Here is a 13420-nt window from a genome sequence, read left to right as displayed (position 1 = left end):
CTTCAGTGGCAGGATCGAGGGCTATTATTGATATATTAAAACATGGATTTAATGCTGTTGATGAACTTTTGCCCTGTGTTTGACTCTGTCAGTGTAATGTCCCACATCACTATATTGGTCACCGGATTTGAACCATCGGATATTACTTTTATAGTCAGTTCATTAACTCCCTTTAACGGAGTTTGAAAAGAGTCAGGATGGTTCTCCCCACTGTTTGCTGATACAACCAAAGAATAAATTTCTGTGCCATCGGCGATAAAGCTTACTGTTATAGTCTCATGGCTTGCTCTTCGGACAACATCGTCCGGTATAGCGAAATAACCTTTCATATTTTTGTATTTTTGATTTAAGAGATATGAAAACTCATTCGTTTTTTGTTTTTCTCTACTGTACAGATTGATTTGAGGCTCGACATTGGTTTGGCCTACTTTAAAACTGGAGAGTTCTTCATCCCATACTACAGCCCCATCGCTCGAAACAATTTCATTCAGTGCAACACTTTTTCCGTCAACATTATCTAAATAATGATTGAGGCCGCCAACAACAGTGATCGTACTTATTGAAAAAATAATCGCTGTCAGGAAGATTCGAATAAGTCCTTTTAATGTATTCCGATGATGCTTTACTATCCGCTGTGCTCCATATCCAACGGCAGCCCCTAAAGTATTAATCAGGATATCGTCTATGTCAAACGCACCTAAACGGGAAATCATTTGCAATGTCTCTAACATCGTAATGCAGAGAATGAATATGCTGATAAAGCGAATAAACCCACAGCGAAAGAGGAGCGGAATGACCATCCCGAAGGGGATGAATGCTACAAAGTTCCCCATTTCAAAAAACCATATCTTAAAATCTCTCCCCATTGGAAAATGTAAAGGAATTCCTTCAGGGGTTAAGCTGTATCGCCAGCCCTGATCAGGACTGGCCGAGCTTCTATCGAAGCCCAGGAATAAGAAATACAATGTTAAACAAGTATACAAAGATAACAATACAATGATGAATTTTCTTGACTTTCCTTGATACAAAATAAAAATCACACCTTCTTTTTTTCAATAAACTTCCACATCATCAAATCATTCCACGCTACAATCTGCAGGACTCACGTTGCTCCTTGATTTCTTGGTAACCCTGAGAGGTTGTGCCGTTCAAGGTTGTTTGCACTGCTGCTTCGTATGAACTATTCTGAATCACAAAATGAAAAATACGCTTCTTATTGGCTTGTTATTGTATTTTTTCCAGCAATGGTACTATAACCTCATCCAATTCCTCAAACATCTCATCCTCTGTAGGATTTTTCAAAATTCTTTCCAAATCAACCTTCAAAACTATTAGATATCGCGAAGGCAATCTTCTGATTAAACCAGTAAGCATAAAATATTCCCACTGTGGATCTTTGGTTTTAAATACATTTTGAATATGAGGAATAAGTTCTTCTCCAAATCTTAAAAGTAAATCTTCTACGGATCTGGCAATGGGCCAATTCCCATCTTGCAACCACTCCATAAGCTCAGGAATGATATCTCTCAACTCTTCATTACTTAATTCACTTAACTTACGCACCGCTTCATAATCATGTTTGTCGCGGGGAAGCCATTCTCTAACATTCAGACCTATCTCCTCTTTTCATCCAACATTGAATTCCTAGATCCTTACTCCTGCTCCGATACTGGCTCAATGTCTTCTACTTTTACTTCAATCTGATCCTGAGTATCCGTCGTTGACATTGCATCTCGCATACGAATGGTCCATGTTCCTATATGCTTATCGAAATCAACATTCTCAATTACAGGAATACGTACTTGCTCTCCGTCTAATGAGTACAATCCAGCCCGGATGGCATCCTCCTCACTCATATGAGCTCCATCTGGATTGGCCGGGCAAGATACAGCAATCGTTTCCGCTCTGGCCTGCCCGGGATAGGGCTGATTTTCCGGGCTGCCATCCGTCCAAATCTCAACATAGGAGCCGATCTGCGGATTAGGCGCATTGGAGAACCATTTTGCCGGATAATACCGACTTTCTCCTTTGTTCGCACCGAAGTCTTCATATGCAGGATCAACCACTAGAATGGAATTGCCTTCGCGGGCAACCACATAACCAGTGAATCCATCTTCACTTGGTGTATTCACTTGAGTTTGCACTGAATTACAATCGATATGTCTTGAACATCCAGTAAGGCATACGATCAGGATTGAGAGCGATATCAGTACTTGACGAAGATGGGACATATGTAAATCCCCCTTATTTAAACCTATTTCTAATTTCAACGTTCAATATATGCTTATAGTTGCATGCAAACTTACGTTTATCATAAACATGAGGGCAACAAAATCACTTCTTTCTGTACTGCTTATACCCATACCTTCCCCAGATCACTAATGCCACACATAATAAAATTGCACAGTATCCCCAGGTAAAAAACAGAGCGAGCCCCAAGCCGATATTAGCCCCTATATAGCCTCCACGTAACTCCGTATATAACGCATAACCCAATGGGACGCTGCCTACAACAAAAAGTCCGATGAACCACCCGCCCCAACGTTTGAAAACAGATCCCCCTCTATCTCTATCTTTGGAATTCTTTTGTACGCCTTGAACCAGGATAATCAGCAATAAAATCAATACTAACCAGGTTATGAAAATATAAAACATAGCGATTGTCTCCTCTCTTCACTTTCTTCTATTTTTGTACAAAGGTTTTCCGCCTGTTTGTCCATTGTACTGCCATCCCGCTTTCGATAAACTGATCACATTCGAACTAAATTGATAATGATTATCATTATCCAATAAGTAACCAGTTACGGGAGGAATTCAAACGATGAAAGCAACACGTAAGCTCGGTACCCTTACACTCATGATTACCCTGATTGGAGCACTGTTATCAGCCTGTGGTAGCCAAGCAGAACCATCCACTACAACCGCTGAAGCAGACTCAGTTGAATCCACCACCTCAACTCAAGCTCAGTAACGTAATATTAGAAAGTAGAAAAACGCCTTCGTCTTACTCAGGATCATGAGTAGACGAAGGCGTTTTTTTTAGTTCATATACAGCTTCATATCAAGAGTTAGAGTTCATAAACGCTCAGTTACGTTCAGGCACCAAACTGTGCATAATGCAGACGGCTGTATACTCCACCCGCTTGAAGCAACTCCTCATGTCTGCCCTGCTCCGTGATCCCCTGTTCGGCAACAACAATAATACGATCCGCATTTTTGATCGTAGCCAATCTGTGGGCAATAACCAGGGTAGTCCGTCCTTCGGACAATTCCGCAAGGGATTGCTGGATCGCCGCTTCTGTCTCCGTATCCAGTGCAGATGTAGCTTCGTCCAAAATTAGAATTGGAGGATTCTTCAGGAACATACGCGCAATGGACAAGCGCTGTTTCTGTCCGCCGGACAGTTTCACACCGCGTTCACCAATTAACGTATCCATTCCTTCCGGCATGGAAGTAATCAGTGTTTCCATCTGAGCACGACGAGCTGCCATCCAGATTTCTTCTTCTGTTGCATCCAGCTTGCCATACGCAATATTCTCACGAACTGTTCCATCGAACAGGAACACGTCCTGCTGAACAATTCCGATCTGACTGCGCAATGAATCCAGCGTCATGTCTTGAATCTCCTGACCATCGATCGTGATGCGACCTTCCAGCACATCATAGAAACGAGGCAGCAGACTACAAAGCGTTGTTTTCCCTGCACCAGATGGTCCTACAAGGGCCACGGTTTCGCCGGCGTGAATATTCAGTTCAATCCCTTTAAGAACAGGCTCCTGATCCGAATAGCCAAAGGTCACCTGCTCATATCGAATATCTCCACGCAGATGAGATACTGTAGTGGCACCCGGACGATCTTCAACGTCCGGCTCCATATCGAGCAATTCCGTATAACGTTTGAAACCTGCAATCCCTTTTGGATACGTCTCAATAACGGAATTGATCTTCTGAATGGGTGTAAGAAACACATTGGACAGCATAATAAATGCAATAAACTGACCGTAGCTCATACTTCCATTAATAACAAACCATGTGCCACATACCAGTACAAAGAGGGATACCAGCTTCATCAGCATATAACTGATGGAAGAGTTCCAAGCCATGATTTTGTACGCGATCAGTTTGGTCTGACGGAAACGGCTGTTGTTTACAGCGAATTGTGCTTTTTCATGCTCTTCATTAGCAAAAGCCTGAACCACGCGAATACCACTTACATTGTTTTCTACACGTGCATTGAAATCTGCTATATCCCCAAACATTCGGCTAAATGCCTTGGACATCTTGCTGCCAAAATACAAGGATAGATAAATAATGAGCGGTACGATAATAAATGTTAACACGGCCAGATTTCCGTTAATGCTCATCATGATGCTGAATGCACCGATCAGCGTCATTACTGCGATAAATACATCCTCCGGACCATGATGGGCAATCTCGCCAATATCCATGAGGTCATTGGTCATACGAGAGACTAGGTGTCCGGTTTTGGTATTGTCAAAGAAACGGAATGATAACTTCTGTACGTGATTAAAGAGCGCTTTACGCATATCGGTCTCTATGTTAATACCAAGCTTATGTCCCCAGTATGTAACAACAAAGTTGAGGAACGAGTTTAATAGATAGATCGCGAGCAGGGCAAGACATGCCCATAATATCCAGTCCCAGCGTCCCCCTGGCAAAAGGTCATCCACGACTCTATTAACTGCCAGCGGAAAGGCAAGTTCCAGCAGAGCTACGAAAATCGCGCAGCTAAAGTCCAGAATGAACAGCTTTTTGTAAGGCCTGTAATAGGCAAAGAAACGGCGAAGCATGGACTGAAGCCCTCCTTATAGCAACCATACCACATGATTGCTTTCTATTTCGTTTTGCTCAAGAGATACAGGAAGTACGGGGCACCAATGATGGCAACCAGAATACCTGCTGGAATCTCTGAAGGCTGCAAAATTACGCGTCCCAGCGTATCTGCAACAAGCACGAGCAATGATCCGACTAATGCAGATGCAGGCAAAAGGAACTGATGTTTTGGTCCCACGAGACGACGTGCCAGGTGTGGGCCGATTAGACCCACAAAACCAATACCGCCACTGACGGATACACATGATCCGGCCAGTCCCACGGCAGCAGCCAGCAGTATCAGTCTTTCACGCTCCACCGGTGCGCCGAGACCACTCGCTGTTTGATCACCCAGGTTCAGTACATTGAGCACACGGGCTTTATACAGAACAAGCGGCACAAGGACAATGAGAAACGGCAACAACGCCGTTACGAATTTCCAGTTGGAACCCCAGATGCTACCTGCCATCCAGGTGGCCACAAATTGATACTTCTCCGGACTGAGCCGAAGTGTTAGTACGATCATGGCTGAGCTGATTCCTGCCGCTACACCAATCCCTGTAAGCAACATGCGCGTAGGCATGAGACCTTCTCCCTTTTTGTAAGAGAGCACATAAATCAAAAATGCAGCAAACGTTGCACCGATCAGAGCCAGGATTGGCAGCAAAAATACGGGAGCCGCCGTTGTTGTCGGGAAGAAGGAAACAAACAACATAACAACCAATCCGGCTCCAGCGTTGATACCGAGAATTCCTGGATCAGCCAGAGGATTTCGGGATACCCCCTGTAGAATACAACCGGATAGCGCAAGTCCCGCACCAACCAGAACTGAAATGACGATACGCGGCAAACGGAATTCAAACAAGATCAGTTCCTGCTTAGCAGTCCCACCGCCAAACAAGGTCCGCATAACCTCAAGCGGAGAAAGCCGAGTGAACCCTGTATTCATACTGATAATAAAAGCCGTAATAATCAACGCACCAAGCACAATCATGACAATGGTGCTTTTTGTTCTCTTTTTGCGTTCTGCTCCAACCAGAGTTGAGGATTCCATCGTTACAGAGTCCTCCTTTCTTTACGCGCCAGATAGAGGAAGAAAGGTACCCCAATTAGGGCAACCAAGGCGCCAATTGGCGTCTCATATGGCGGGTTAATCATACGTGCAGCCAGATCCGCGAATACGAGCAGCAGACTGCCCATCACTGCGGAACATGGAATAATCCAGCGATAATCGACACCAACCAATTTACGTGTGAGATGGGGAATGATAAGACCTACAAAACCAACAGCACCCACCACGGACACGGCTGTACCCGCGAGGATCAGTACAACAATCAGACCAACCAGCTTGATCAAGCCAGTACGTTGACCCAATCCAACGGCGATATCTTCTCCCAAGCTAAGCAGCGTAATGGAACGAGAGATAATAATCCCTGCAATAAGCGCCGCCAAAACCCAAGGGAACATGACCTCTAACTGGGACCACTTCGTCCCGGCTACACCGCCAGCTGTCCAGAAAGCGAGGTCTTGTCCAATTTTGAAATACAGTGCAATCCCTTCACTGAGTGCTGATAACATCGCAGACACTGCCGCCCCCGCCAGAACGAGCCGGAGAGGTGTAAGTCCGGATTTAGAAGCTGCACCGAAACCGTAGACCAACAGAACCCCAAGTCCTGCACCAACGAAGGAGTACAGAATGATATACATATATGGCATGCCTGGGAAAAAGGCAAAGCAGACAGCAAGCGCAAATCCCGCGCCAGCATTCAGTCCGAGCAAACCGGAATCTGCCAGCGGGTTTCGGGTCATCCCCTGCATAATCGCACCGGCTACAGCGAAGCAGGCACCGACCATCGCTCCGCCAAGAATACGCGGTAACCGAATCTCCCATATGATCTGATGCGGAGTCAGTTCAGGATTAAAGTTGAAAATGGCCTCCCATACAACGCCCAGCTTAATATCTGCGGCCCCAAACGAAATGGATAACGCCATACCCAGCGCGAGCAGCAGAATCCCCCCGGTCAGGATCAATGTGGCAGCCCAGGGACGAGTGTGGATTTTGGCTGTCGGTGATTCCGTAGGTTGACTTGCCGGTGAAACTTTCGAACTCATATGCCCCCACCCTTGTTATGAGTGGTGTAGACAAATCCTATGTACATAACATTCACCTCTCTATTAATACAAAACTGATATTGATATTGATTCTCATTCCCATAGACCATTGTATGTCAACTAACTGTCGCTGGCAATGGACAAATGGGACATGTTTATTGCATAAATGAATTTTTGTACTAAAAAAAGCTGCATGGAGTATAAGAACTCCAATGCAGCACCTTGGTTATTAAAATGAATTAACGACTATGCACCGCAATCAATGCTGCCAAGACATCAGGCACATCCGTAATGATTCCCATTACACCCATGTCGATCAGTTCCTGCATCTGGGCAGGATCATTCACCGTGAACGGATGTGTTGCAATTTCCTGAGCCAGTGCAGCAGCAACTTCTTCTTGTGTTACAGCCAGCTTGTAGGGATGCAGAGCAGAAGCTTCCAGTTTGGCCGCATAATCATATGGGCGGTACAGCTTTTCCATATATAGAATTGCTGTGCGAATTTCCGGGGCAAGACGTTTGCATCTCACTAACGAAGCATGATTGAAGCTGGACAGAATAACCTGTTGTTCCATGTCCCAATCCCGAATCGCTTGTATCAACTTTTCTTCCATTCCTTTATAACTAACAATACCATTTTTCAATTCCAGGTTAAGTAAAATGTCTTTTCCCCGAACCAGATCAAATAATTCTTCCAAAGATGGAATGCGTTCTCCAGCAAAATCGGCATGGAACCAAGCTCCTGCGTCAAGAGTACGCAATTCTTCAATTGATTTATCCTTGACCCAGCCTTCTGCTCCAGCAGTGCGACTTAACGTCTCATCATGTATCAGTACAAGTCTACCATCACTGGAAAGCTGGACATCTGTTTCAATGCCTGTTGCTCCAAGCTGCAAGCTGCGTTCAAAGGCCACCATCGTATTCTCGGGACATACGGCGGATGCTCCCCTATGGGCAATATTTTCAAATCTTTTCATTCCAGCGCCTCCTGAGTTCAACATTAACTCTATGATTATCACTATAAACGCAGTTTGTCATACCTGTATTAACAGAGCGTTTAATTGTATGCTCTGTCCGTGTATAGGGCAACATCTTGGGGGCTGGGGATTCACTCATTTTGTGAACTCAATCTGTAACGCAGACATAATATAGTATCAGTCATAGACAACTGCACTCCGCTGTAAGGAGGTCGCCCATTGAAACCCCTAACGAAGAATAGATCTGTATCTTCCCAATCTTCCTCCAAAAAAGCTCCCTTACCCAGAATTTCTGCCAAAAGCAGATCCGGCAAACCCAGCAGCAAAACAAGAACGCCCCCCGGACCACGCCAATACATGAAAAAGGCATCCGTTCGAGGGCTGTCTGTTCCCGACAAAACAAGTAATCAATCATCTGTTATTAATGAACAGAGTCAACTGGATAAGTTGGCTTTTATCGCTGCCATCCTTGCTCTTATTGCGGCTGCTATTGGACTATACATTGCCTGGAGAACACTCAGTTTGCCGGGTGATACTGTGGTAACGGTCTAACCTCTCTTGCCCTGCTCTGTCTCTCTTTTCCCTAGAGGCGGAGTTCTTTTTTTGCAGACAAAAAAACCGTTCCCCTGAGACGCCGACCGTACCGACGTCTCTTTGGAAAGGCCATTTCTTCACCGGGCATTGCTTCAGCAACTATGTCACCGTCCCGGAATGGCTGACCGAATTACAGTACGAATGTACGAGAGATGATAACGAGCAGGATGAACAACACCAGAATCGCGCCTGTTGATGTCCATGCTCCACCGCCAAAGCCGCCGTATCCGTAACCGTAACCTGTGCCTTTGATTTCGCTCATGAGTGACACTCCCCTCTTTTAAGAAAGTACACTATAGACTATGTTTGGAGAGGGAACTTGCTTGGGCACATCGGAAAGTTTTCCGCTGGAGCGGGTAGTTACTTATCCTGAAGCTGAGACCACTTCTGGGTCAATTGTGCCGGAATATAGGAGGACATCCGGTTCAACAGTTCAGCCGGATCAGATTCAAGACTCCATAGACTGAGATGTGAAGTATTGGAGAATCCTTCATGCACGCTGTGCTCAACCATTTTCATCAACGGCTCATAATATCCGTTTACATTTAACAAACCGACGGGTTTACGATGAATGCCAATTTGTGCCCAGCAAAGAACCTCAAATAGTTCTTCAAATGTACCCATACCACCAGGAAGAGCCACAAATCCGTCGGATAGTTCAGCCATCGTTGCCTTGCGTTCATGCATCGTTCCCACTTCAATCAGCTGCGTAAGACCTCCATGTACGACCTCTCCTCGGAACAATCCAGTTGGCATGACACCAATTACTTCTCCACCTTGCTCCAGAGCAGCATCCGCGACTGCACCCATTAATCCCATACATGAACCGCCATAGACGAGTGCGTACCCATTATCGGCGATCTGTTTACCCAATTTAATAGCCTGCTGTGTGTAATCGGGGTGATTTCCCGGGTTGGAGCCTGCAAAAACACATATACGTTTCAATGGGTTTCACTCCTTCTCATGATCTTTTAGATTGAACTTAAGAATATTTACACTTGCCACTTCGATGACACCCTCTACGTTCTCGTATAAATGTTTAGTTCAATTTATCTATTTTAATAATATATAACATGAATGTTATGGGTATGTACAACAGGTTAACAGAACCAATAGACAAAAAAACACCCGACCGTTTGCAGCCGGCCGGGCTCCCATAATTAGTACACATCATTTAGAAGGGGTTGTTAATGTTTACTATAAAGGTCGAACATTAAATCCATATGATCTTTGCATGAAATGAATATTAAATATCAGTGGACTTATCGTATTCCACGACGTGAGCGTACCACAAACATATGCTTGTCCTTGCGAAGTATCCGGCCGTCTGCAAGCTCAACCTGATCATCATCATGACGTATAATCGTGGTGGATAATGCTACAATTTTGGCCCGACGCCAAATCATAACCTGTGATTTGAAATAGATGGCATTTTCAAATTGCACGGCCTTTTTCATCACATATCCAACCTTATGCACCTCGGATCGCGCTTTTTTCAAGGGAAGGCTCTCTTCAGGCAGAGGCCGGATCATTGCGATATTGTCGAACGATACCTTGATCCGCTTGGGTCCGATTCGTACACAATCCGCTTCTTCATCCCACTCGACCAGCGTTCCTTTCAGTGGCTCTCGTATGCCGGTTGCACGATATACGGCTACTTTCCGTCCTACCCAATGTCGCAATGCCATCGCCCCCCGTTTGTCTAGTTTTCCGGTATCGTCCAATCAATCGGTTCAATACCTTTGGAGGTCAAAAATTCATTGGCTTTGGAAAAAGGACGACTGCCCAGGAAACCACGATGTGCTGCAAGCGGACTTGGATGCGTAGACTCCAACACCAGGTGTTTATCCCGGTTAATGAATGCCCCTTTCTTCTGGGCATGACTGCCCCAAAGCATAAATACCATCGGTTCTGAACGTTCATTCAATGCCCGGATAACAGCGTCTGTAAACGTCTGCCATCCCAGTCCCTGATGGGAGTTTGGCTGTCCTTCCCGTACCGTCAGAACCGCATTAAGCAGCAGCACGCCCTGCTCTGCCCAATGAACCAGCGATCCGTGATTCGGAATCGGCAGCCCCAGATCCGCGTGAAGTTCCTTATATATATTTTTCAAAGAAGGAGGAATGCGCACCCCCGGTCTGACCGAGAAACTTAACCCTTGAGCTTGACCTGCTCCGTGATAAGGGTCCTGACCGATTATAACAGCCTTGACCTTATGATACGGGGTCAGTTTAAGAGCCGAGAACAAATCTTCCTTGGGTGGAAAAATGGTCTGTGTTTTGTACTCGGCGGCGAGTGCATAACGAATGTTGTTGAAATACTCGGCTTCAGTCTCTTCCTGAAGTACCGTGTCCCAATCATTTTCAAACATATGTAAAGGCTCCCTTCCCTGATGAATACATATCCGTGCAGTCCACATAACGAACTGCCACCTGCGTGAGCCGCATCCTACGACTCATAGACTATCCACCATTTTAACATAACCGGGGACAGCAGACCAGAAGTGTACATCAGGGGATAGGTTACCTGTATAACTAACGTTATCTCAGAGTGACAATGGAATAGCTAACGCTGCAAATTGATGCGCTTTGATTCTGTACTTTTCAGACTTGAACGGGTACGCCTTCATCTTTATTGATCAATAGAGTGCTTATTCTTCTAAGTCCCTCTTCAAGAACCGAACGCGGACATGCCAAGTTTAGACGGATACACCCGCCTCCATTAGCTACAAACATATGCCCATCTTCAAGTAATACCCCCGCTTGTTCAGCGAAAAATAAAGGCAGGTTTACATTTGAGGGGATGTATGCCGTAATATCAATCCATGCCAGATACGTAGCCTCCGGAACACGAAAGACTGCCTGTGGCAGATAACGCTTCACATATTGATCCACAACGGCAAAATTGCCATCGAGATACGTTTTCAACTGCTTCAGCCATTCGTCGCCATGTTCGTAAGCCGCTTGAGTCGCAGCAATGCTCAGCGGATTTTTGAATCCATAATGCCGTTTCTGCCAGATCGTTCGAAGTCCTTCATTTGCAATAATCACGTTGGAGAACATTAGGCCCGCCATGTTGAACGTTTTGCTTGGAGACATACAGGTAATGATTCGATCCGTATCCGGGAACAGCTTGGCAAGAGGTGTATGCTTCTTACCTGTACGCAGCAAATCACAGTGAATTTCATCCGATATTACCCACACGTTATGGTTCAGACAGATCTCACCCACACGTTGTAACTCTTCTGTTGACCATACGCGTCCAGACGGATTATGCGGATTGCAAAAAATACATAACGTGACTTGTTCATCACTGGCTTTGGCTTCAAAATCTGCAAAGTCTATTGAATAATGTCCCTGCTCGTTGATCAAATCTGAGCAAACTAGTTCAAGATGATTATGCTCTGCAGCCGATTTAAAATAACCATAGGAGGGTGTCACAATCAACACCTTTTCATTCGGTTTGCAAATATATTCAACTAATTCATATAGAGCAGGAATGATCCCATGTGATGTCTCCAGATACTCTTTGGGAAAAGACCAGTCGTAGTATCTGTTCATCCAGTTGGAGACAGCTTCGTAGTATGCCGGATCGAACACCTGGGAGTACCCCATAATTTTCCGGTCCAAACGTTCTTTAACTGCTTCCCGTATTTCGGGAGGTGTGGCAAACTCCATATCTGCAATCCACATGCGAATAAACTCTTCATCCTTAAAGGGAAATTTCATATCTTCTGTTGCATTAAAAATATATTGACGGAAACCATCCGTATTCATGGCATTGGTTCCTGTGCGATCAATAATCTCATCAAAATCATATTTCATAGCCTTCTGCGCCTCTTTCTCTCTGTTCTCCATCCTGGGATGAGGTTCTGGTAGTCACATTATTTCATGGCTTAGAAGTTACATCAAACATAATACAATCTATTCAGAAGAAACAAATTGATCTTAATGTTTCTTCTGAATAGGTATTTCCATGAAAAAAGTGTTATATTTTTCGTATAGATTGATTTTACCAAGGGGTTTCACCTTTTCTCATATTCTTAAGAAACTTAAAAGAAGGAGATCCGATATGAACACCATCAACAAAGAAGTGGGCAAGAAAATCCGTAATTTTCGCAAATGGAAAGGATTAACGGTTCAGCAGCTGGCGGATCAGATTCACAAAAGTAAAGCTACTCTGTCCAAATATGAGAGCGGTGATATTACACTTGATGTGGTCACGCTGCATCAAATTGCTGATTCATTGAACATTCAGGTGGAGCAGCTGCTGTATATCGAGCCCAAGCAAGCCTCTCCCCTCATGAATACCGTACCGTCCAGCTTTTTCAAAAATTCCACACGGTTTTATTCGTATTTTTATGATGGGCGCAATAACAGCCTCATCCGTTGTGTCATTGACATGATGGCACAGTCGGACGCGAATCGTTATCGAACTGTGATGTATATGAACGTCAAGAATTTTGAGAATTATCAGGAATGCGAAAATATGTATTGGGGCCACACCGAGCATTACGACACACTCACCACGCTCATTCTAAAAAATCAGGCTACACCGCTGGAGAATCTGTATATTAACATCCTGGCATCTTTTCAGGAATCCGAGAAAAAGTGGGGGTTGATGGCAGGCGTTTCCTTCCGTCCCTTTATGCCCATCGCTTTGAAAATGCTATTCTCTCGAACACCCTTGCCTGAGAACCAGGAGTTATATAACGAACTGAAAATGTCTAAGGAAGATCTGCGCACGTTAAAGATCTATAATATGCTAGCCGTCACCTAAATTTTCAACAGATGCTGATCCATCAGAGTGGATTAGAAGAGAACCGCCTGTATAACAAGAAAAGGGCGACAGTTATAAGCTATTACAGCTCATAAAAGCGCCCTTTGGGATCAGATGTTTATTAC

At 44.8% G+C, this 13420-nt stretch carries 16 protein-coding genes; 3 read left to right on the top strand and 13 right to left on the bottom strand.

Annotation, left to right across the window (positions count from 1 at the left end; translation table 11 throughout):
• Positions 1-35: 35 nt before the first annotated feature.
• The 4 genes from ACR1R9_RS05695 to ACR1R9_RS05680 form a co-directional block, all read right to left on the bottom strand.
• Positions 36-1040 carry a VanZ family protein gene (locus tag ACR1R9_RS05695; RefSeq protein ID WP_433921535.1) on the bottom strand — a complete coding sequence of 335 codons (1005 nt, stop codon included), beginning with the start codon at positions 1038-1040 and terminating at the stop codon, positions 36-38.
• Positions 1041-1224: 184 nt separating this feature from the next.
• Positions 1225-1611: a DUF5071 domain-containing protein gene (locus ACR1R9_RS05690; RefSeq protein ID WP_326101906.1), complete on the bottom strand. Its 387-nt coding sequence runs from the start codon at positions 1609-1611 to the stop codon at positions 1225-1227.
• A gap of 41 nt (positions 1612-1652) precedes the next feature.
• Complete coding sequence (locus ACR1R9_RS05685; RefSeq protein WP_433921536.1) at positions 1653-2231, bottom strand: DUF3221 domain-containing protein; 579 nt, start codon at positions 2229-2231, stop codon at positions 1653-1655.
• Between the two features lie 103 nt (positions 2232-2334).
• Positions 2335-2655, bottom strand: coding sequence for a hypothetical protein (locus tag ACR1R9_RS05680; protein WP_433921537.1), 321 nt, complete (start codon positions 2653-2655; stop codon positions 2335-2337).
• Positions 2656-2821: 166 nt separating this feature from the next.
• Here ACR1R9_RS05680 and ACR1R9_RS05675 point away from each other — a divergent pair, with 166 nt between their 5' ends.
• Positions 2822-2971 carry a hypothetical protein gene (locus ACR1R9_RS05675; protein ID WP_433921538.1) on the top strand — a complete coding sequence of 50 codons (150 nt, stop codon included), beginning with the start codon at positions 2822-2824 and terminating at the stop codon, positions 2969-2971.
• A 124-nt stretch (positions 2972-3095) separates the two neighbouring features.
• Here the strand turns inward: ACR1R9_RS05675 and ACR1R9_RS05670 are convergent, their stop codons facing one another.
• The 4 genes from ACR1R9_RS05670 to ACR1R9_RS05655 form a co-directional block, all read right to left on the bottom strand.
• Positions 3096-4811 carry an ABC transporter ATP-binding protein gene (locus tag ACR1R9_RS05670; protein ID WP_433921539.1) on the bottom strand — a complete coding sequence of 572 codons (1716 nt, stop codon included), beginning with the start codon at positions 4809-4811 and terminating at the stop codon, positions 3096-3098.
• 44 nt (positions 4812-4855) lie between these two features.
• Positions 4856-5887 (bottom strand): FecCD family ABC transporter permease, encoded by a 1032-nt coding sequence (locus ACR1R9_RS05665; protein ID WP_024631187.1) that lies wholly within the window; start codon positions 5885-5887, stop codon positions 4856-4858.
• 2 nt (positions 5888-5889) lie between these two features.
• A complete protein-coding gene (locus tag ACR1R9_RS05660) occupies positions 5890-6945 on the bottom strand; it encodes a FecCD family ABC transporter permease (protein ID WP_063565538.1) in 1056 nt (351 codons plus the stop codon).
• 239 nt (positions 6946-7184) lie between these two features.
• Complete coding sequence (locus tag ACR1R9_RS05655) at positions 7185-7922, bottom strand: glycerophosphodiester phosphodiesterase (RefSeq protein WP_099858493.1); 738 nt, start codon at positions 7920-7922, stop codon at positions 7185-7187.
• A gap of 219 nt (positions 7923-8141) precedes the next feature.
• Here ACR1R9_RS05655 and ACR1R9_RS05650 point away from each other — a divergent pair, with 219 nt between their 5' ends.
• The gene (locus ACR1R9_RS05650; RefSeq protein ID WP_076288179.1) at positions 8142-8474 is read left to right on the top strand and encodes a hypothetical protein; all 333 of its coding nucleotides are present in this window, start codon (positions 8142-8144) and stop codon (positions 8472-8474) included.
• A gap of 172 nt (positions 8475-8646) precedes the next feature.
• Here ACR1R9_RS05650 and ACR1R9_RS05645 read toward each other — a convergent pair whose 3' ends face one another.
• From ACR1R9_RS05645 to ACR1R9_RS05625, 5 genes are all read right to left on the bottom strand, one after another.
• Entirely contained in the window at positions 8647-8778 is a 132-nt protein-coding gene (locus ACR1R9_RS05645; RefSeq protein ID WP_211754062.1) for a YjcZ family sporulation protein, read from the bottom strand.
• 98 nt (positions 8779-8876) lie between these two features.
• Complete coding sequence (locus tag ACR1R9_RS05640; RefSeq protein WP_076288178.1) at positions 8877-9461, bottom strand: TIGR00730 family Rossman fold protein; 585 nt, start codon at positions 9459-9461, stop codon at positions 8877-8879.
• 317 nt (positions 9462-9778) lie between these two features.
• On the bottom strand, positions 9779-10204 hold the full coding sequence (locus ACR1R9_RS05635; RefSeq protein WP_125477324.1) for a hypothetical protein: 426 nt from the start codon (positions 10202-10204) through the stop codon (positions 9779-9781).
• Between the two features lie 14 nt (positions 10205-10218).
• On the bottom strand, positions 10219-10887 hold the full coding sequence (gene ung, locus ACR1R9_RS05630) for a uracil-DNA glycosylase (RefSeq protein ID WP_076288306.1): 669 nt from the start codon (positions 10885-10887) through the stop codon (positions 10219-10221).
• Between the two features lie 232 nt (positions 10888-11119).
• Positions 11120-12340, bottom strand: coding sequence for a MalY/PatB family protein (locus ACR1R9_RS05625; protein ID WP_433921540.1), 1221 nt, complete (start codon positions 12338-12340; stop codon positions 11120-11122).
• A gap of 247 nt (positions 12341-12587) precedes the next feature.
• Here ACR1R9_RS05625 and ACR1R9_RS05620 point away from each other — a divergent pair, with 247 nt between their 5' ends.
• Entirely contained in the window at positions 12588-13295 is a 708-nt protein-coding gene (locus ACR1R9_RS05620; RefSeq protein ID WP_072735384.1) for a helix-turn-helix domain-containing protein, read from the top strand.
• Positions 13296-13420 lie beyond the last annotated feature (125 nt).

The sequence above is a fragment of the Paenibacillus taichungensis genome (assembly GCF_050994985.1).
Lineage (GTDB): Bacteria > Bacillota > Bacilli > Paenibacillales > Paenibacillaceae > Paenibacillus > Paenibacillus taichungensis.
Note: the sequence above shows the minus strand (reverse complement) of the source record. Positions and strands in the feature narration are given on the sequence as shown.